This is a genomic window from Clostridium sp. 7_2_43FAA, assembly GCF_000158375.2.
GTDB classification, from domain to species: Bacteria; Bacillota; Clostridia; order Clostridiales; family Clostridiaceae; genus Clostridium; species Clostridium tertium.
The window spans coordinates 3,114,955-3,135,122 of the sequence record NZ_JH815222.1; the positions used below are offsets into that span (position 1 = coordinate 3,114,955).

Below are 20,168 nucleotides of genomic sequence, written 5' to 3' on the forward strand. Positions count from 1 at the left end.
TACTTATTTACAAAATAGGAAAGTGAAAATATGTAAGTTTACTAATTTCATAACTTTAATTAAAATTAGAATAAACTAATATATTTCCACTTAAACATTAAAAGAAAAAAGTAGAGAAATTCAATTTTATTAATTTTATAAATAAGTTCTAAAACATAGACATATAGGTTTTCTCTACTAATTTACTATTATTTATTTAATTTTTAATTTAAAAACGCTTGTGCTTCTATTTTTGCTGATTCTTGGCTTTCTATATCTCCTTCATCATATTCTGAATGCTTATAAAAATAATCTGCCATTTGGAATCTCTTAACTCTAGAAATATTTAATTCTTCAGCTAAATCATCTAAAAATCTCACTTCAGACATTTCATATTCAGCATCAGCTAGTGCAACTCTAGTCAATTCAAAAAATACTATGTTTATTATTCTTCCTCCAGCGTTCTTTATGATATTAATTGTTTCTTCATGGCTAACTTCTTCTAAGTCAAAGTTTTCCATATTCATTTCTTTTAACGCTCTCTCAATTAATTCCTTCTCTTGTTCTTCTACTTTATCATCTACTAATGCAAATTCTACAAGTAAGTTAATATAGGCAGTACCTAACTCCCTACTAAGTTCATTCAAAAACATACTCAATCCTCCTTTGTTTTCCTTAATTTATTATATCATATATTAAATATGTATAAAATAAAGTTGTTATGGACAAACCATAACAACTTTGTAAACTTTTTTAATCTAACTTTTTAGTATCTATCCAGCTCATCATTTCTCTTAATTCTTGACCTACTTTTTCAATTGGATGATCTGCTTCCATTCTTCTTCTTGCATTAAACATCGGTCTTCCAATTTGATTTTCTAGTAACCAATTCTTTGCAAAAGTTCCATCTTGAATTTCTGCTAATACCTTTTTCATTTCTTTCTTTGTTTCTTCAGTTACTATTCTATTCCCTACCATATAGTCACCATATTCAGCAGTATCTGATATAGAATATCTCATCATGCTCATTCCGCCTTGATATAGTAAATCTACAATTAATTTCATTTCATGTAAACACTCAAAATATGCATTTTCAGGAGCATATCCTGCTTCTACTAAAGTTTCAAATCCTGCTTTTATAAGTGCTGTGCAACCTCCACAAAGAACTGCTTGTTCCCCAAATAAATCTGTTTCTGTTTCATCTTTAAATGTAGTTTCTAAAACTCCAGCTCTAGCTCCACCTATTCCATTTGAATAAGCTAAAGCTAAATCACGAGCATTTCCTGTTGGATTTTGATATACAGCTATTAAACAAGGAACTCCTGATCCTTCTGTGTAAGTTCTTCTTACAATATGTCCTGGTCCCTTAGGCGCACACATAAATACATCTACATTTTCTGGTGGAACTATTTGTCCATAGTGAATATTAAATCCATGTGCAAATACTAATGAATTTCCTGCTTCTAGGTATGGAGCTATTTCTGAATTATATACCTTTGCTTGCTTTTCATCTGGTAATAATATAACTACTACATCTGCAGCTTTTGCAGCTTCTGCTACTGTTGCCACTTGTAAGCCTGCTTTCTCAGCTCTTTCCCAAGACTTACTTCCTTCATAAAGTCCAACTACAACATCTACTTCACTTTCATGTAAGTTTAATGCATGTGCATGTCCTTGACTACCATATCCAACTATAGCAACTTTTTTCCCCTTTAATAATTCTAAATTTGTGTCCTTTTCATAATACATTTTTGCCATTTTTCTAACCCCCTAATTATCTACATCTTCTTCACTTATTATTTCATTAATTGGTGCACCAGGTGCAACCATAGGAAATACTTTTTTATCATTATTAATTACATAATCTATTACTACTGGCCCTTTAAACTCTAAGGCTTCCCTTAAAGCAGATTCTAGTTCTTCTTTTTCATATACTCTAAAACCTATTCCCCCAAAGGCCTCTACTAATTTAACAAAATCAGTTGATCTATTTAAAGTTGTTGATGAATATCTTGCTTCATAGAAAAAGTTTTGCCATTGCCTTACCATTCCTAATGAATTATTATTGACTATTATTATAATTACAGGCAAATTATTCTTTACTGCTGTAACTAGTTCATTGCAATTCATCCCGAAGCTTCCATCTCCAGCTATATTAAAAACTTGCTTATTCTTTAATGCAATTTGAGCCCCAATCGATGCTCCTAACCCAAAACCCATGGTTCCAAGTCCACCTGATGATATAAAGCTTCTTGGATATTTATAATCAAAATACTGAGCAGCCCACATTTGATGCTGGCCTACTTCAGTTGCAATTACAAAACTTCCATCGTCTAGTTCACTTAGCTTTCTAAATAAAAATTCTGGAGTTAATTCTCCTGTAACTGAAGTATCTCTAACATTTAAAGATTTAAGTTCATTCATTTGATTTAACCATTCTTCATTTTTCTTTTCCTTTAATAATGGTATTAATTTTTGAAGAACGATCTTTAAGTCACCAACTATAAATGAATCTACTTTAATGTTTTTATTAATTTCTGCCGGATCTACATCTATATGAATTACCTTTGCGTTCTTTATATTTTTTTGATTATTTATAACTCTATCACTAAACCTTGCTCCTAAATTTATCAAGAGGTCACATTTAGTAGCTAATATATTTGAAGCTTTAGTTCCATGCATTCCTATCATTCCTGTATATAATGGATGATTATAAGGAAATGCTGAGATTGCCATAAGAGAAGTAGCTATTGGTGAATTTATTTTTTCAACAAATCCCTTTAGCTCTTCAAAAGCTTCTGATGCAACTATTCCTCCACCTGCATATACAAAAGGATTTTCAGCTTCATTTATTAATGCGGCTACTTCTTCTAAAGCTTTATCAGTTATATGCTTTGTTTTTCGCTCTACTTCCTTTGGTATTATAGGTTCATATTTTGCTTTAGCTGCTGTAATATCTTTTGGTATATCTATTAGTACTGGACCTGGTCTTCCTTCTTTAGCTATATAAAAAGCTTCTCTTATAATTCCTTGTAAGTCATTAACATCCTTAACTATATAATTATGCTTTGTTATCGGCATAGTTATTCCAGTTATATCAACCTCCTGAAAGCTATCTTTTCCAAGAAGTTGCTTTGTAACATTTCCCGTTATTGCAACCATTGGTATAGAATCCATATATGCAGTTGCTATCCCAGTCACAAGATTAGTTGCCCCAGGCCCAGAAGTTGCTAAACATACACCAACCTTCCCAGTAGCCCTTGCATACCCATCTGATGCATGTGCCGCCCCTTGCTCATGCGCCGTTAATATGTGATTTATCTTATCCCTATATCTATACAATTCATCATATATATTAAGAACAGCACCACCAGGATATCCAAAAATAGTATCAACACCCTCATCCAAGAGAGATTTAATCAATATTTCAGCCCCTGTTAAAAACATAAATAACCCCCTTAATTTTAATGGGAAGAGTGAAAGAATGAACGAGTGAAAAAGTTATGGTTATAATTAAGCAGAAGCTTAATTATTTAATTTGAAATTATTAATTTCATATTTCCTACTACCTTAACAACTTCAATTCTAACTTTTACTCTCCAATAACTTAGCTTGTCTGAGTTATTTCATAACTTCTTTCATTTTTTTATCTTTTCATTTTTTTTATAATTCATTAAAGATCAATTATTTCCTTAACTCTTTCACTCTTTCCCTATTCACTCTTTCACTTTTCACTACTCCAGTATTGCTCCTTTGCTAGCTGAGCTTACTAACTTAGCGTATCTTGCTAAGTATCCTTCTTTTACTTTTGGTTCAAGTATTTTTAGATTTTTTCTTCTTCTTGCTAATACTTCCTCATCTACTAAAAGTTCTAGTTTTCCATTTGGTATATCTATTGAAATGGTATCTCCTTCTTCAACTAATGCTATATTTCCTCCTTCTGCTGCTTCTGGAGAAACGTGCCCTATTGCAGCTCCTTTTGTTGCCCCACTAAATCTTCCATCTGTTATTAATGCTACGTATTTATCTAAGCCCATTCCTGCTATTGCTGATGTTGGAGATAGCATTTCTCTCATTCCTGGTCCACCCTTTGGTCCTTCATATCTTATTACTACTACATCACCTTTTATAATTTTTTTAGAAAGAATTGCTTCTATTGCTTCTTCTTCGGAATCAAATACTCTTGCTGGCCCCTTATGTGTTAACATTTCTTCTAATACTGCTGATTTTTTAACTACTGCTCCATCTTCAGCTAGGTTTCCTTTTAACACTTGAATACCACCTGTAGTGCTATATGGATTTTCTATACTTCTTATTACATTACTATCATTTACCACTACACCTTTTAAATTTTCCTTATGTGTCTTAGAAGTGGCTGTTATACACTCTAACTCTAATAAATCTTTCTTCGAAAGTTCCATGATAACAGCTTGTATGCCTCCAGCCCAATATAAATCTTCTATATGAGTATCAGACGCTGGCGCTAACTTACAAAGGTTTGGAGTTTTTGAGGATATTTCATTAATAATGTCTAAGTTCATTTCTACCCTTGCTTCATTTGCAATTGCAGTTAAATGAAGTACACTATTTGTTGAACATCCGAGTGCCATATCAACTGTCAATGCATTCTTTATAGATTTTTCATTAACTATATCTCTTGGCTTTATATCTTTTTCTAATAAATCCATTATTCTCATCCCTGCATACTTAGCAAGTCTAATTCTTTCTGAATATACTGCCGGTATAGTTCCATTACCAGGCAAGGCTAAACCTAAAACCTCTGCTAAACAATTCATTGAATTTGCTGTAAACATTCCTGAACATGATCCACATGTTGGGCATGCCTTATTTTCAAGCTCACATAAATCTCCTTCTAACATAGTTCCATTCTCATAAGCCCCAACTGCCTCAAACATAGTTGAAAGTGATACTTCCTTACCTTTAAATTTTCCTGCAAGCATCGGTCCTCCACTAACAATAATAGATGGAATATTTAGCCTTAATGCTGCCATCATCATACCTGGAACAATTTTATCGCAATTTGGTATTAAAACTAATGCATCAAATCCATGAGCCTTGACCATACACTCAATAGTATCTGCTATAAGCTCCCTTGTAACTAAGGAATATTTCATTCCTTCATGTCCCATTGCAATACCATCACATACTCCTATAGTTGGAAACACTAAAGGTGTTCCACCAGATAGTAATACTCCCTTTTTTACTGCTTCAACTATCTTATCTAAATTTATATGACCTGGAATTATATCATTTTGTGATGTTACAACTCCAATTAAAGGTCTATTTATTTCTCCATCCGTAAGACCTGTTGCCTTTAATAATGATCTATGAGGAGCTCTTGATGGTCCTTTTTTAACTACGTCACTTCTCAACTAACTCACCTCTTTTATCCTAATATTTTTTCTAAAACTAATTCCCCAATTTCTTTAGTTCCAACTAGCTTCATTCCTTCACTCATTATGTCACCTGTTCTATATCCCTCTTCAAGAACTTTTACAACAGAATCTTCTATAAGCTTTGCTTCTTTTTCTAAATTGAAACTAAACTTCAGCATCATTGCTGCTGAAAGTATTGTTGCTAGTGGATTGGCTATTCCCTTTCCTGCAATATCTGGTGCACTTCCATGTATAGGCTCATACATTCCAAGAGTACCTTCTCCTAATGAAGCTGATGGTAACATCCCTATTGATCCAGTTATCATACTAGCTTCATCAGATAAAATATCTCCAAACATATTAGATGTTACTATTACATCAAACTGTCTTGGATCCCTAACTAATTGCATAGCAGCATTATCAACATACATATGATTTACTTCTACTTCTGGATAATCTTTAGCAACTTCTTCTATAACACCTCTCCATAATCTCGAAGTTTCTAGAATATTAGCCTTATCAACACTTGTAAGCTTTTTCTTTCTTTTCATAGCTGTATCAAATGCTATTTTAGCTATTCTTTTCACTTCATTTACATTGTATCTTTCAGTATCATAAGCTCCAGACACGCCATCTAAATTTTCTCTTCCTCTTTCTCCAAAATATATTCCACCAGTTAATTCTCTAACTACGCATATATTAATTCCATCTCCTATAATGCTATCTTTAAGTGGAGATGCATCTTTAAGTGGTGCATATAATAAAGCTGGTCTTAAATTACAATATAAATTCATTCCACCTCTAAGCCCAAGTAATGCTTGCTCTGGTCTAACTTTAGCATTTGGATCATCCCATTTTGGACCTCCAACTGCACCAAGTAATACAGCATCAGCCTTTTTACATGCTTCCAAAGTTTCATCTGGAAGAGGTGTTCCTTTTTCATCTATTGCGCATCCTCCAGCTAATAAATACTCATATTCAAACACATGCTTAAACTTATCCCCAACACAATTTAAAATATTCACAGTTTGTTCCACAACCTCTGGGCCAATTCCGTCCCCTGGTATAACCGCTATTTTATAATTCATATTAAAAAGCCCCCTTGTAATAGTGGGAAGAATGAAGGAGTTAAAAGTTAAAAATTTAGGTAATAATTCAACAGAGTTGAATTATTAAATATTCTAAATGAAATTCCAAAGGAATTTCATCAATACCTCTTTCACTTTTCCCTCTTATTTCTTATTACAGAAATTCTGAAAGAATTTCATCCTTAACTCTTTCCCTCTTCACTCTTCACTTTTTCACTCTTAATATAGTTTACTAGTCCATTGCTATTTATTATTTTCTGCATAAACTCCGGAAATGGTTCGCCTTTATATTCTTGTTTTTTTGATTTATTGTTTATAACTCCTGTTGTAAAGTCTATTTCAAGCTCATCTCCAGCATCTATTGACTTAACCGCTTCTTCGCATTCTATTATTGGTAATCCTATATTTATTGCATTTCTATAAAATATCCTTGCAAATGTTGATGCTATTACACAACTTACTCCACTTTCTTTTATTGCTATTGGAGCATGCTCTCTTGATGAACCACATCCAAAATTCTTATTTGCAACAATTATATCTCCCTTCTCAACCTTCTTAGTAAAATCAGAATCTATATCCTCCATACAGTGCATTGCTAATTCCTTAGGATCCGATGTATTTAAATACCTTGCTGGAATTATTACATCCGTATCGACATTGTCACCATATTTAAAAACTCTTCCACTTGCTTTCATTTATATACCCCCTTTTTTTAGTGGAAAGAGTGAAAGATTTGAGATAATAATTCAACAGAATTGAATTATTAAATACTTTCAATAAAATTCCAGAGGAATCTCATCCATAACTCTTCACTTTTCACTCTTCCCTCTTACTTCTTATTACATAAATTCCGAAGGAATTTCATCCTAAACTTTTTCACTCCTTCACTCTTTCACTATTCCCACTTCTTCTGGATTTGTTATCTTTCCAGTTAATGCTGATGCTGCTGCTACTGCTGGACTTGCTAGGTAAACTTCTGATTCAACATGCCCCATTCTTCCTACGAAGTTTCTATTTGTTGTTGATATTGCTCTTTCTCCCTTTGCAAGTATCCCCATATGCCCGCCCAGGCATGGACCACAAGTTGGAGTTGAAACTACTGCTCCAGCTTCTACTAAATCTTTTATTATACCTTCTTCTAAAGCTTGAAGATAAATCTTTTGAGTTCCTGGGAATACAATACATCTAACTCCCTTTTTAACTTTTTTATTCTTTAATATATCCCTTGCAACTCTTAAATCTGAAATTCTTCCATTTGTGCAAGATCCTATAACAACTTGATCTACAGCTACTTCCCCGACTTCATCTATAGTCCTTGTGTTATCTGGCAAATGTGGAAATGCTACTGTTGGCCTTAATTTGCTTAAATCTATTTCATAAACTTCATCATACTCAGCATCTTCATCAGCTTCATATACCTTCCATTCCCTTTGTGCATGATCAACTAAGTATCTAATTGTCACATCATCTACTGGAAATATTCCATTTTTCCCGCCTGCTTCAATAGCCATATTAGCCATTGTAAATCTATCATCTATTGATAAATATTTTAATCCGTTACCCACAAATTCCATGGATCTATATAAAGCACCATCAACACCTATCATACCGATTATATGAAGTATTACATCTTTTCCACTAACCCATTTTGATGGCTTATTTTTTAAAACAAACTTTATTGCTGAAGGAACCTTAAACCAACACTTACCTGTCGCCATTCCAGCCGCCATATCTGTTGATCCTATTCCTGTTGAAAATGCTCCTAATGCTCCATATGTGCAAGTATGTGAATCTGCCCCAATTACAACATCCCCTGCAACGGCTAATCCTTTTTCTGGTATTAAACAATGCTCTATTCCCATTTCTCCAACTTCAAAGAAATTAGTTATTTCTTTTTCTCTCGCAAATTCTCTAATAAGCTTGCACTGTTCTGCTGCTTTTATATCTTTATTAGGTGTAAAGTGATCTGGTACTATAGCTATTTTATCTTTATTAAATACTTTATCTAAATTTAGTTTATTAAATTCCTTTACTGCAACTGGAGATGTAATATCATTACCTAACACCAAATCTAAGTTTGCTTCAATTAATTGCCCTGCCTTTACACTTTCTAAACCTGCATGAGCTGCTAGAATCTTTTGAGTCATAGTCATTCCCATCTTATAGTCCCCCTTTTAAAAATACATTCTTACTGTTTTTTCTATATCTTTTATTAATTTATACTCTAATGAATCAACTAAAGCTATCCAACTGGCCTGAACAACATCTCTTGATACCCCAACTGTACTCCAATTTTCTATTCCATCTGTTGATTCTATAAGAACTCTTACCTTTGCTCCTGTAGCACTTTCCGAATCTAAAACTCTAACCTTATAATCTACTAATCTTACTTCTTTTAATTGTGGATAAAAACTTTCAAGTGCTTCTCTTAATGCCTTATCCAATGCATTTACAGGACCATCACCTTCAGATGCAGTCATTTTATTTTTACCATCAACTGTTATATTGATTAATGCTGTTGAAGTAAAATATTTATTATTCAATGGCTGCTCTCCTATGGTTTTAAAATGGTTAAGTTTGAAAAATGGTTTATACTTTCCTATAGTTTTTCTTATTAAAAGTTCTACTGTTCCTTCTGCTCCTTCAAACTTATAGCCTTCATATTCTAATTCCTTTAGTCTATTAGTTATCTTTTCTACTTCTTCACTTTCTCTTGTTATGTTTGGAAAATTTTTTTGTATTTCTTTTAGAATTGTACTTTTACCGCTTACTTCTGATACTAAAAATCTTCTATCATTTCCTATAAGCTCTGGTTTTATATGCTCATATGATTTTGACGACTTACAAACTGCATCTATATGCATCCCACCCTTATGTGCAAAAGCTGATGCTCCTATATATGGCATATTGTCTGATAAATTTATATTTGAAATTTCTGAAATGAACCTTGATGTCTTTGTTAAATTTGCTAATCTTTCTTGTGGTATAGCTTCAAATCCCATTTTTAATTGTAATGTTGGGATAATAGCTGATAAATTAGCATTGCCACATCTTTCTCCAACACCTATAAAAGTTCCCTGAACATGGCATATTCCTTCTTCTACAGCTATTATTGAATTTGATATAGCCATTCCAATATCATTATGACAATGAATTCCTACTCGTCCACCTATTGATTTCATTACATCCTTTGATATATCTCTAATTTCAGATGGAAGCGTCCCCCCATTTGTATCGCATAATACTATTACATCAGCCCCAGCTTCCTTTGCCGTATTTATAGTTTCCATAGCATATGCTTTATTTTCTTTATATCCATCAAAGAAATGCTCTGCATCAAATATGACTTCTTTACTCTTGCTTTTTATATATTTAATTGAATCATTTATCATATTTATATTTTCCTGCAATGAAGTTTTCAATATTTCCTTAACTTGAAAATCCCACGCTTTACCAAAGATAACAATAACATCTGTTTCTGCTTTTATTAAACTTTTAATATTAATATCATCTTCAACCTTAATGTTAGCTTTTCTTGTTGCCCCAAATGCTGCTAACTTAGAATTCTTTAAATCAACTTCCTTCATCCTTTTAAAAAATTCCATATCCTTTGGATTTGATCCTGGATTCCCCGCCTCTATATAAGATACCCCCATATCATCTAACGCCACAGCAACCTTTATCTTATCCTCAAGAGAAAATGAAATATCTTCACCCTGTGCCCCATCTCTCAAAGTCGAATCAAAAATCTCTATTCGCCTATTGCTCATTGCTAAAACACCCCCAATAGTAATGGGAAGAATGAAAACATTAATAATGAAAAATTTAATGAAATAAAGAAATTCCAAAAGAATTTCAACCTAAATTCTTTCATTCTTTCATTCCTCCATTTTTTCATTTCAATTAAAGTATTCCCCATAACTTGTTATATCTTTATCGCCTCTTTCTAATGCTGCTATTCCTGTCCTTACTATTTCTACTATTCCGTAGTCTTCCATAAGCTCTATTAATGCATTTATTTTACTATCATCGCCAGTCAACTCTATTGTTACTGTGTTATGAGCAACATCTATTATCTTGCTTCTAAATATTTTTACTACTTCGTTTATTGCCCCTCTTTTTTCTGGTGAAGCTTGTACTTTAATTAAAACTAATTCCCTATATACCGAAAATTCTGACTTTAATTCATGTACTCTTAGAACATCTTCTAGCTTATTGAGTTGTTTTGTAAATTGTTCTAGTATATCTTCATTTCCCATTAATACGATTGTCATTCTTGATATTTCTGGATTCTCTGTTCTTCCAACAGTTAAACTATCAATATTAAATCCACGCCTTGCAAATAATCCTGAAACTCTAGTTAATACCCCAGATGAATTACGTACCAGTACAGATAATACATGCCTTTCCAAATTTTTAGCCCCCTTTATTAAAAAATTGTGTAAAAAAACCACCCTTAATGATATGACTCAATATGGTGGTAATAAACATTCCGCCTTAAATTATACTATCACTAGGTTCTAACAAACCCTTGCCTTTAACGGTGCTTACCGGTAGTCGCTTACTCATACCCCCTTGTACTTTCTGGACACTGCTCTAGAGTGATATTTATTTAGTAAAGTATCCATTCACACCTACCATGGACTCTCTGTAACTTTATCGCCTAAATAAAAGTCTCCGTCTTCGCATTTATAAAACTTATAAGGACATATTAAATTTTGTTATTGCTAAAATTTTACTCTTCATTTCTTCAAGTGTCAATTATAAAGTAAAAACTTTACCAGATTGCTTTTTGAATACTATTTCAAGAGTATAATATTACCATTTTAATATTCAAATTATATATCTATTGATAAATAAGTAATTATTTTTTCATCATCATAAATATGTATTAGAAAAATATACATTTTTTTGCTAATTTAATTTACAGTTTAAATCTAAGATTCTTATTTATTAATCAGTAGATTTTAAAACATATTACTTATATATAATTTTACATTCTAAATTAAATTTAGTTCACAAGATACTAAAACAGATAATTTGTTAATAATAATTTATTTATTTTAATATAAAATATTTAAATTGAGAGGGATGTTTTTTATGTATGGATTTCCACTACTACAATTAACCGTGGTAAATATCACCAACAATACTGATACAACTATTAATGATATTTCCTTTAATTATGAAGGAAGTATGTCAGAAGATGTAGTTATTCCTACATTAAAACCTAGACAAAATAAACAGACAGGTATTTCTACTATCAATCTAAAGAATCATACTGATATTATGATGTATAATAAAGCAAATGAAGAGAATTTCTCATATGCATTAAAACCTCATGCAATTAACCCAGGTGTTGCTGTTAAATATTCAGGAGTACTTCATGTAAGAATAAATGATGTAAAGGATAATGGAGAATTACAATTATCAGTAACAATAGAGGAATAGGCATAAAATTCAAGGATATAACGAAACGTTAGTCCCTTGAAATTTGACTAAATTCGTAAAATAATTATATATTATATTAAAGAAGAAACTCAGCTCTTCAGCTGAGTTTCTTCTTTAATTATTTCATGTACATTTGAAATAATAATTTCAAACAGCACTTCATTCTTTCATTTTTCTACTATATTTTACTTAATATTAAATCCGCTAATCCATGTGCCATTTTATCTATTTCTTCTTGATCTTCTCCTTCAAGCATAACTCTAACTAGTGGTTCTGTTCCTGAAGGTCTAATTAAGACTCTACCTGCACCATGCAGTGCTTCTTCTATTTTCTTTATTTCATTAATTATTTCTTCATCTTCTAAGTATATATTTTTCTTTTCATTTGGAACTTTAGCATTAACTAAAACTTGAGGAAGCTCCTTCATTATTCCAGCTAGCTCACTTAAAGTTTTTCCACTTCTCTTTCTTATTGCTGCAACTTGAAGAGCTGTAACTAATCCATCACCAGTTGTATTATAATCTAAGAATATTATATGTCCAGATTGCTCCCCACCTAAAATATAACCATCCTTAACCATTTCTTCTAATACATATCTGTCTCCAACTTTAGTCTTTATTGTCTTTATATTTTCTTTCTTACAAGCAATGTCTAACCCTAAGTTACTCATTACTGTAACAACTAAAGTATCATCCTTAAGCTTACCTAAGTCCTTAAGATGTTTTGCGCATAACATTAGTATGAAATCTCCATTTATAAGATTTCCTTTTTCATCTACTGCTAAACATCTGTCTGCATCACCATCAAAAGCAAATCCTAAATCACATTTTTTTCTTACAACATAATCTTGTAATTCTTCTGGATGAGTTGATCCACAGTTTTCATTTATGTTTGTTCCATCTGGATTATCATTTATAACATAAACTTCTGCTCCAAGTTGTCTAAATGCCTTTACTGCAGCCTTGTAACATGCACCATTTGCACAATCTAAAGCTACTCTTAAACCTTTTAAATCTACTGGAATTGTTGATAATGCATAATCAGTATATTCGTCAAGAGCTCCAATTTCCATAGATGATCTTCCTAAGTCATGTCCTGTTGGGCTTGGCACGCCTTCAAAGCCACTTTCTATAACTCTTTGAATTTCATCTTCTAATTCATCTTGTAACTTGTATCCTTTATTATCAAAAAACTTTATACCATTATATTCTACAGGATTATGTGATGCTGAAATCATTATACCTGCATCAGCATTATATTCTCTTATTAAATGTGCTACTGCTGGAGTTGGAACAACACCTAATATAACAGCTTCAGCTCCTACTGATAATATTCCTGATACTAAAGCTGCTTCTAGCATATCTCCTGATATTCTTGTATCTTTTGCAACTAATATTTTTGGCTTGTGAGTTCCTTCTGTTAATACATAAGCTCCTGCTCTCCCTAAGCCATACGCTATTTCAGATGTTAATTCTGTGTTGGCGATACCTCTAACTCCATCTGTCCCAAACATTCTACCCATATTTTTTACCTCACTTTTTCTATTGGTTTATTGGTTTTACATAATGTCCTAATAAATAGTATACATTCACAAGTTATATATTACAACTTTATTATTATTAAAACTTTATTATATTCTACTTTTCTTTTAGTCTATCTAAAATTAAATTATATCCTCCAGTACCATAATTCAAGCATTTATTTACTCTGCTTATAGTTGCTGTACTGGCTCCCGTTTCTTCTGCAATTTCTGTATATACCTTCTTTTCCTTTAACATCTTTGCAACATGCATTCTCTGCGCTAGTGCCTTAAGTTCATTTATTGTTGCAACATCTTCAAAGAAATTATAGCAATCATCTATACTTCCTAACTTTAAAACAGCTTCAAAAAATAGATCTAGTTCTGGATTTTTAAGCTTGCTTTCTGCTTGACCCAAATATCTCACCCCTTGTTTTCTTTTGAATACTCTTAATAAATTATAACTATATTTTCATTAGTTTACAACTTTATTACCTTGAAGTATTATTTATTTAAATTTCTGTATCACTGTCTCTTTGCGGATATACTAATTCTTTTAATCCCTTTTCCTTTAATTCATCATATATAGCCTTAGTTGGAACTAACCATACTTCTCCTGTCCCTCTATATACATTTAGTAAACCCTCTCCATTAAGCGCAGTTCCTATTAACGTAGTTCCTGACTTTTCTACTGTAAATTCTATATTAGAACTTCTTAAAATAGCAAAATTACCGTCTACCTTTAAAGTATCTCTAAACATCTTACATCTTAATATTTCTTTATCTGGAACTGGTATTTCTAATACTACTATTCCACTTCCACTTAATTTAGTTTGGTACACTCCTTCATTTCCAAAAATTAATGAAGATACATTTTTATGCATTACAGGCTCTACTTCTATACTCTCTTCACATGCATAAAATAATCCATCATCAACTATTATTTCTTCATCTTCTAGTTCTATTAAAGTAAAATGTCCAAAGGTAGGCTCTAAAAACACCTCACCAGTTCCCCTAATAATTGGTTTAAACATTGGCTCATTTGTTACCTTACTTGAAAAGAACTTTTTCCCAAGACCTAGAATTCCTCCAGTTTTATTTTCTATCTCTATATTACCCTTCATATAGCTTAGGGCTCCTGCTTCTATTTTAACTGAACTATCATCTAATATTAATCTAATTTGTCTTAATTTAATTGATGATTTTTTCATAAAATCTAACTGAATTGATAAGTTTAAATCATCCGATCCCTCTAAATCATCATACTCTAAAATCTGAAATATGCTGTCACTTCTCATTTCTGACACCATTGTCATCTTATTATTTGTATTGAATGAAGTTATCATAATATCTCCCCCTTCATCTACATTTTAACATAGTTTTATATTTTCAAACTACAATATATTTTTATGTATATTTTATATTCAACTTTGGCAGAATTAAGATATATTCATTAATTGAAAATTTATTTAATTTGTTGGAGGTGCTTTATGAAAGCAATTGTATATGAAGGTATTACAGATACTAGACATACAAAAGACGTAATAAATCAAGGAGTTTCTTCAAATAATGTAAATGACCAATCTAGTACATTTGACACTCAAAATTACTCATCTAATATATTTAGCAGCAAAAAGGATTCTTACATAAAAATAATATTAAAACCCTAGTATTTAGCAAAGTTTATTCAAATTCATCTAGCAACTGACTTTATAAATTTTTCTCACATAAAAATTAAATAATATATGATTTCAATTTTACTATTTTCTTAATCATGACTAGTAACTTTTAATATTATAGCACCATAGTAATTCAGAGTATTAATTGAAACGTATATATCTTAAACTTTAATTAGTATTGACTATGGATGTAAATAATATTTCCATAGTCAATACATTAATCACACCTAATATATTATCTCCTTTATTCTATGAACAATAAACATATTTATTTGAATCAACTTAACACCTTATTTTCCCATTAAACAAAATTCTTATAAACTATAACTTATCTCTTTTTAACCATTCTAATTTAATTAAAGAAATTAAACATTTTATTGAAAGCTTAACAATTTCTATAAGATATATAACCTCTATTACTTTCCTTATTTCTTAAGTATATTATCCGCAATAAATTGTAAAACTATATTTATTACATTTTAGGAGGTATCTTATGAAAGCAATTGTATATAAGGGTGTTAGAGATGTTAGAGTTGAAAATGTTGAAAATCCTAAAATAGAACATAATGAAGATATTATAGTTAAAGTTACATCTACAGCAATATGTGGGTCTGATCTTCATTTAATTCATGGCATGGTCCCTAATCTTAAAAAAGGCTCAGTTTTAGGCCATGAAACTATGGGAATAGTTGAAGAAGTAGGTAAAGATGTTAAAAAGATTAAGAAAGGTGATAGAGTTATTGTACCTTTCCCTGTTTCTTGTGGACATTGCTGGTATTGTGAACATGAATTATATTCACAATGTGATAATTCTAATCCATATGGAGAGGCTGGAGGATTATTGGGATATAGCGATACCTTTGGAGGTTATGATGGAGGCCAAGCAGAATATTTAAGAGTTCCTTATGCCAATGTTGGTCCTACTATAATTCCTGAAGGTCTTGAAGATGAACAAGTATTATTTTTAACTGATATATTACCAACATCTTATTGGGGTGTTGAAATGAGTTGTATGAAAAAAGGTGATACTGTTGTAGTACTTGGATGTGGACCAGTTGGACTTTTATCTATAAAGTGGGCAATATTTAAAGGTGCAAAAAGGGTCATTGCTGTAGATTGTGTAGATTATAGATTAAACCATGCTAAAAGTTATAAAGGTGTAGAAACTGTTAACTTAGAAGACTATGATGACACTGGAGAATACTTAAAAGAATTAACTAACGGTGGCGCTGATGTAGTAATTGATTGCGTTGGTATGGATGGTAAAATGTCTACTTTTGAAAAAATAGAATCAATGCTAAAACTACAAGGTGGCTCAAAATCTGCAATAGAAATTGCTAGTAGAGCTATTAGAAAATGTGGTACTGTTTCTATGGTAGGTGTTTATGGTGCTAGGTATAACTTATTTCCACTAGGCGATTTCTTTTCTAGAAATGTAACCTTAAAAATGGGTCAATGCCCAGCGCAAGCATATGTTAATCCTATTTTAAAGCTTATACAAGAAGGTAAATTCGATGCTAGAGATATAATAACACACAAAATATCATTATCTGATGGTGAACATGCTTATGATATTTTTGATAATAAAAAAGACAATTGCATAAAGGTAATATTAAAACCTTAGTAGCATTTTACAGAGCAAAATAATGAAAAGTTAATGATTTTTTGCTTCTAACTATTTCATTCCCCAATATTAATTTAAATTTAAAATATAAGTTGGCTAAGATAAATAGAATACGTGAAATAAGCATATAGCGAGCAATTAGAAGTACTTGGCGAAGGAAGAGGTACTAGGCCTTAGCTTTGTTGGTTTGTTTGAGCGTAGCGAGTTAGCCAAAACTCTTAGCATAGTACATCTTACGAGCCTAGTACTTCTTTGCATAGCTATTTAGCTTGTGGAACATATCTAGTTATCTTAGCCTTTATATTCTCAGTTTAAATGTATTCCTTAGCTTCTTCTTCTCCTGTCATAGCTCTTATTGCTCCTTGTGCTAAAGCTAATAATTCATCTTCTCCTGGATAAATTGTAATAGGTGCTATCCATCCTACTCTTTTCTTTAATTCATCTATAACTTTTTCTGAATAAGCTATTCCACCTGTGAATATTATTCTATCAACTTTTCCTTCTAAAACTGTTGCCATTTCTCCAATTGATTTAGAAATTTGATATATAAATGCATCAAAACAAATTTGAGCTTCTTTATTTCCTTCTGCTGCTAATTTTAACACATCTCTAGCGTCATTTGTATTTAAATATGCTACAAACCCACCTTTTCCAACTGCCTTAGTATATACTTCTTGTTCTGTAAATTTACCGCTATAGCACATTTTTATAAGTGCTCCTACTGGTAATGAACCTGCTCTTTCTGGCGAAAATGGACCTTCTCCATCTAAAGCATTATTTACATCTACTACTTTTCCATTTTTATGAGCTCCTACTGAAACTCCGCCTCCCATATGAACTACTATTAAGTTTAAATCTGTATATTTAATTCCTGATTCCTTTGCATATCTTTTAGCTACAGCCTTTTGATTTAATGCATGGAACTTACTAACTCTTGGTAATTCAGGAACGCCTGAAATTCTTGCTACTTCATTAAGTTCATCAACAACTACTGGATCTACTATGAAAGCTGGTATATTCAGCTCATTACCTATTTGGTTTGCAATTATTCCTCCTAAATTTGAAGCATGCTGTCCTTGCACACCATCTTTTAAATCCTGAAGCATTTTTTCATTAACTTTATAAGTACCACTTTCCATAGGCTTTAGCATTCCACCTCTACCTACTACTGCATCTAAAGTGTTTATGTCAAAATTCTTTTCTTTTAATACATTCACTATTATATCTTTTCTAAATTTAAATTGATCGTATATTGTTTCATATTTTGATATTTCCTCTGATGAGTGTCTTAAAGTTTCCACTAATACTTCTTGTTCCCCATCATATACCCCTATTTTAGTTGATGTTGAACCTGGATTTATTATAAGTAATTTTAAAGCCATTTAAACGTCCTCCTAACTGCTTATTTATATTCTTTAGCTATCTCTTCTCCCCTCAGAACTCTTAAAGTTCCTTGAGCTAAAGCTAATAGCTCGTCTTCTCCTGGATAAACTGTAATTGGTGCTATAAAGCCTACTTTAGTATTTAAATCAATTATAAGCTGCTTCCAATAAGCTATTCCGCCTGTAACTATAATTCTATCTACTTTTCCTTCTAAAACAGTTGCCATTTCTCCTATTGACTTAGCAATTTGATAAACAAATGCATTATAATACTTTATAGCATCCTCTCTTCCTTCATTTACCCAATCTTCTAATTCTCTAGCATCATTTGTATTTAAATATGCTACGAATCCACCTTTTCCAACTATTTTGCTATACATTTCTTTTTCTGTATATTTACCACTAAAACATAACTTAATTAATTCACCAATTGGAACGCTTCCTGCTCTTTCTGGTGAAAATGGTCCATCTCCATCTAAGGCATTATTTACATCAATTACTTTTCCATTTTTATGAGCTCCTACTGAAACTCCTCCACCTAGATGTACCACTATTAAATTTAAATTTTCATAACCTTTTCTAGATTCTGTTCCATACCTTTTTGCAACTGCTTTTTGATTTAAAGCATGAAACTTACTAACTCTTGGTAATTCGGGTACTCCTGATATCCTTGCTAAATCTTCTAATTCATCAACAACTACTGGGTCAACTATATATGCTGGTATATCTAATTCTTTAGCAATTTCATTTGAAATTATTCCACCTAAGTTAGAAGCATGTTGTCCTTGTACTCCAACTTTCAAATCATCTAACATAAAATCATTTACTAAATATGTTCCGCCTTCCATTGGCTTTAGCATTCCACCTCTACCAACGATTGCATTTAGGGTTTTTACGTCAATATTATTTTCCTCTAATGCCTTTATAATTATTTCTTTTCTAAATAGGAACTGATTATATATACTATCGTATTTTCCTATCTCTTCTGCGGAATGTCTTAAGGTCTTAACAAAAACCTCTTTTTCATCTTGGTATACACCAATTTTAGTTGAAGTCGATCCTGGATTGATAATTAATAGTTTGTAAGACATAGCAAAGTCTCCCCCATATTCTTATATTATTTTTTTGCTTCTGCAACTAATGCAGCTAGCGCAATGGAGTGTACCTTTGTTTCAAAACTATCAGCTCTCGATGTTAAAATTACAGGTGCAGATGTTCCAACTAAAAGTCCTCCATTTCTTGATTTTGATGTATATGTTAATGTTTTATACATAACATTTGCTGTTTCAATATTTGGAAGTAAAATTACATCTGCTTTTCCTGCTACTTTTCCTGTTATTCCTTTATGATGGGCTGCCTCTTCTGATAATGCATTATCTAGAGCTAAAGGCCCGTCCACTATACAACCTTTAATTTGTCCTCTATCATTCATTTTTGATAATAATGATGCATCTATTGTTGCTGGCATATCTGGATTAACTACCTCTACTGCACATACTGGAGCAACCTTTGGTAATTCTATTCCGCAAGCATGAGCAACATCTACTGCATTGTTTAATATTTGTACCTTTGCCTTTAAATCTGGATAAGTATTAAAGGCTGCATCAGTTAATAAAATTAATCTATCTATTCCTTCTATTTCAAACACAGCAACATGAGACATTAATTTTCCTGTTCTTAAACCAACTTCTTTATTAAGAACACTTCTTAAAAATGTAGCTGTATCCACTAAACCTTTCATAACCATATCTGCTTCACCAGATGATACTAATCTTATAGCTTCTAAAGCTGCCTTATTTACATTTGTTTCATTTACAATTTCAAATTGTGTAAGATCCATATCGATCTTATCAGCTATTTCTTTTATTTTTACTGAATCCCCAACTAATATTGCATCTGCAATTCCTCTTTCCTTAGCTGCTTTAACTGCTTCTAATACTGGCTCATCTTGTGCTACTGCTACTGCAACCTTCTTTTTAGCACATCCATTAACCTTTTTTAATAAGTCATCAAAATTCTTACTCATTTCTGCACCCCTTATATAATAGTG

General features: G+C 31.7%; 18 protein-coding genes. 3 read left to right on the forward strand and 15 right to left on the reverse strand.

Features of this window, described 5'->3' with window-relative positions; all coding sequences use genetic code 11:
• Window positions 1-203 precede the first annotated feature (203 nt).
• The 9 genes from CSBG_RS15710 to ilvN all read right to left on the reverse strand — a co-directional run bounded on the left by CSBG_RS15710 (window position 204) and on the right by ilvN (window position 10,875).
• The gene (locus tag CSBG_RS15710) at window positions 204-632 is read right to left on the reverse strand and encodes a hypothetical protein (RefSeq protein WP_008681095.1); all 429 of its coding nucleotides are present in this window, start codon (window positions 630-632) and stop codon (window positions 204-206) included.
• 100 nt (window positions 633-732) lie between these two features.
• Complete coding sequence (gene ilvC, locus CSBG_RS15715; protein WP_008681096.1) at window positions 733-1,737, reverse strand: ketol-acid reductoisomerase; 1,005 nt, start codon at window positions 1,735-1,737, stop codon at window positions 733-735.
• Between the two features lie 12 nt (window positions 1,738-1,749).
• Complete coding sequence (gene ilvB / locus CSBG_RS15720; protein ID WP_008681097.1) at window positions 1,750-3,426, reverse strand: biosynthetic-type acetolactate synthase large subunit; 1,677 nt, start codon at window positions 3,424-3,426, stop codon at window positions 1,750-1,752.
• Window positions 3,427-3,713: 287 nt separating this feature from the next.
• On the reverse strand, window positions 3,714-5,372 hold the full coding sequence (gene ilvD, locus CSBG_RS15725; RefSeq protein WP_008681098.1) for a dihydroxy-acid dehydratase: 1,659 nt from the start codon (window positions 5,370-5,372) through the stop codon (window positions 3,714-3,716).
• Between the two features lie 14 nt (window positions 5,373-5,386).
• On the reverse strand, window positions 5,387-6,463 hold the full coding sequence (gene leuB / locus CSBG_RS15730; protein WP_008681099.1) for a 3-isopropylmalate dehydrogenase: 1,077 nt from the start codon (window positions 6,461-6,463) through the stop codon (window positions 5,387-5,389).
• A gap of 182 nt (window positions 6,464-6,645) precedes the next feature.
• Window positions 6,646-7,158, reverse strand: a complete 513-nt coding sequence (gene leuD / locus CSBG_RS15735) for a 3-isopropylmalate dehydratase small subunit (RefSeq protein WP_008681100.1) — start codon at window positions 7,156-7,158, stop codon at window positions 6,646-6,648.
• A 189-nt stretch (window positions 7,159-7,347) separates the two neighbouring features.
• Window positions 7,348-8,622, reverse strand: coding sequence for a 3-isopropylmalate dehydratase large subunit (leuC, locus tag CSBG_RS15740; protein WP_008681101.1), 1,275 nt, complete (start codon window positions 8,620-8,622; stop codon window positions 7,348-7,350).
• A gap of 15 nt (window positions 8,623-8,637) precedes the next feature.
• Window positions 8,638-10,233 (reverse strand): citramalate synthase, encoded by a 1,596-nt coding sequence (cimA, locus tag CSBG_RS15745; protein WP_008681102.1) that lies wholly within the window; start codon window positions 10,231-10,233, stop codon window positions 8,638-8,640.
• Window positions 10,234-10,362: 129 nt separating this feature from the next.
• The gene (gene ilvN / locus CSBG_RS15750) at window positions 10,363-10,875 is read right to left on the reverse strand and encodes an acetolactate synthase small subunit (RefSeq protein WP_008681103.1); all 513 of its coding nucleotides are present in this window, start codon (window positions 10,873-10,875) and stop codon (window positions 10,363-10,365) included.
• Between the two features lie 688 nt (window positions 10,876-11,563).
• On the opposite strand from ilvN, the gene CSBG_RS15755 reads away from it, so the two are divergent.
• The gene (locus tag CSBG_RS15755; RefSeq protein WP_008681104.1) at window positions 11,564-11,914 is read left to right on the forward strand and encodes a hypothetical protein; all 351 of its coding nucleotides are present in this window, start codon (window positions 11,564-11,566) and stop codon (window positions 11,912-11,914) included.
• A 178-nt stretch (window positions 11,915-12,092) separates the two neighbouring features.
• On the opposite strand, the gene glmM is transcribed toward CSBG_RS15755, so the two are convergent.
• The 3 genes from glmM to CSBG_RS15770 form a co-directional block, all read right to left on the reverse strand.
• Window positions 12,093-13,436 (reverse strand): phosphoglucosamine mutase, encoded by a 1,344-nt coding sequence (glmM, locus tag CSBG_RS15760; RefSeq protein ID WP_008681106.1) that lies wholly within the window; start codon window positions 13,434-13,436, stop codon window positions 12,093-12,095.
• Between the two features lie 115 nt (window positions 13,437-13,551).
• A complete protein-coding gene (locus CSBG_RS15765; RefSeq protein ID WP_008681107.1) occupies window positions 13,552-13,851 on the reverse strand; it encodes a YerC/YecD family TrpR-related protein in 300 nt (99 codons plus the stop codon).
• Window positions 13,852-13,945: 94 nt separating this feature from the next.
• Window positions 13,946-14,779, reverse strand: coding sequence for an AIM24 family protein (locus tag CSBG_RS15770; RefSeq protein ID WP_008681108.1), 834 nt, complete (start codon window positions 14,777-14,779; stop codon window positions 13,946-13,948).
• A 144-nt stretch (window positions 14,780-14,923) separates the two neighbouring features.
• On the opposite strand from CSBG_RS15770, the gene CSBG_RS15775 reads away from it, so the two are divergent.
• Both CSBG_RS15775 and CSBG_RS15780 read left to right on the forward strand, forming a co-directional pair.
• The gene (locus CSBG_RS15775; RefSeq protein WP_008681109.1) at window positions 14,924-15,103 is read left to right on the forward strand and encodes a hypothetical protein; all 180 of its coding nucleotides are present in this window, start codon (window positions 14,924-14,926) and stop codon (window positions 15,101-15,103) included.
• A 502-nt stretch (window positions 15,104-15,605) separates the two neighbouring features.
• Window positions 15,606-16,736 carry a zinc-dependent alcohol dehydrogenase gene (locus tag CSBG_RS15780; RefSeq protein WP_008681110.1) on the forward strand — a complete coding sequence of 377 codons (1,131 nt, stop codon included), beginning with the start codon at window positions 15,606-15,608 and terminating at the stop codon, window positions 16,734-16,736.
• Window positions 16,737-17,047: 311 nt separating this feature from the next.
• On the opposite strand, the gene buk (CSBG_RS15785) is transcribed toward CSBG_RS15780, so the two are convergent.
• From buk (CSBG_RS15785) to ptb, 3 genes are read right to left on the reverse strand one after another with little or no spacing between them, the layout of a single operon-like run.
• Window positions 17,048-18,118 carry a butyrate kinase gene (gene buk, locus CSBG_RS15785; protein ID WP_008681112.1) on the reverse strand — a complete coding sequence of 357 codons (1,071 nt, stop codon included), beginning with the start codon at window positions 18,116-18,118 and terminating at the stop codon, window positions 17,048-17,050.
• Window positions 18,119-18,138: 20 nt separating this feature from the next.
• On the reverse strand, window positions 18,139-19,209 hold the full coding sequence (buk, locus tag CSBG_RS15790; protein WP_008681114.1) for a butyrate kinase: 1,071 nt from the start codon (window positions 19,207-19,209) through the stop codon (window positions 18,139-18,141).
• A gap of 26 nt (window positions 19,210-19,235) precedes the next feature.
• Window positions 19,236-20,144, reverse strand: coding sequence for a phosphate butyryltransferase (gene ptb / locus CSBG_RS15795; RefSeq protein WP_008681116.1), 909 nt, complete (start codon window positions 20,142-20,144; stop codon window positions 19,236-19,238).
• Window positions 20,145-20,168 lie beyond the last annotated feature (24 nt).

What these genes read in the sequence shown, in the direction of transcription:
- cimA (WP_008681102.1), bottom strand. Translation starts at nt 10,233, where the DNA reads ATGAGCAATAGGCGAATAGAGATTTTTGATTCGACTTTGAGAGATGGG.
- ilvC (WP_008681096.1), bottom strand. Translation starts at nt 1,737, where the DNA reads ATGGCAAAAATGTATTATGAAAAGGACACAAATTTAGAATTATTAAAG.
- leuC (WP_008681101.1), bottom strand. Translation starts at nt 8,622, where the DNA reads ATGGGAATGACTATGACTCAAAAGATTCTAGCAGCTCATGCAGGTTTA.
- ilvB (WP_008681097.1), bottom strand. Translation starts at nt 3,426, where the DNA reads ATGTTTTTAACAGGGGCTGAAATATTGATTAAATCTCTCTTGGATGAG.
- CSBG_RS15770 (WP_008681108.1), bottom strand. Translation starts at nt 14,779, where the DNA reads ATGATAACTTCATTCAATACAAATAATAAGATGACAATGGTGTCAGAA.
- buk (WP_008681114.1), bottom strand. Translation starts at nt 19,209, where the DNA reads ATGTCTTACAAACTATTAATTATCAATCCAGGATCGACTTCAACTAAA.
- buk (WP_008681112.1), bottom strand. Translation starts at nt 18,118, where the DNA reads ATGGCTTTAAAATTACTTATAATAAATCCAGGTTCAACATCAACTAAA.
- glmM (WP_008681106.1), bottom strand. Translation starts at nt 13,436, where the DNA reads ATGGGTAGAATGTTTGGGACAGATGGAGTTAGAGGTATCGCCAACACA.
- CSBG_RS15775 (WP_008681109.1), top strand. Translation starts at nt 14,924, where the DNA reads ATGAAAGCAATTGTATATGAAGGTATTACAGATACTAGACATACAAAA.
- CSBG_RS15710 (WP_008681095.1), bottom strand. Translation starts at nt 632, where the DNA reads ATGTTTTTGAATGAACTTAGTAGGGAGTTAGGTACTGCCTATATTAAC.
- leuB (WP_008681099.1), bottom strand. Translation starts at nt 6,463, where the DNA reads ATGAATTATAAAATAGCGGTTATACCAGGGGACGGAATTGGCCCAGAG.
- CSBG_RS15755 (WP_008681104.1), top strand. Translation starts at nt 11,564, where the DNA reads ATGTATGGATTTCCACTACTACAATTAACCGTGGTAAATATCACCAAC.
- CSBG_RS15780 (WP_008681110.1), top strand. Translation starts at nt 15,606, where the DNA reads ATGAAAGCAATTGTATATAAGGGTGTTAGAGATGTTAGAGTTGAAAAT.
- leuD (WP_008681100.1), bottom strand. Translation starts at nt 7,158, where the DNA reads ATGAAAGCAAGTGGAAGAGTTTTTAAATATGGTGACAATGTCGATACG.
- ptb (WP_008681116.1), bottom strand. Translation starts at nt 20,144, where the DNA reads ATGAGTAAGAATTTTGATGACTTATTAAAAAAGGTTAATGGATGTGCT.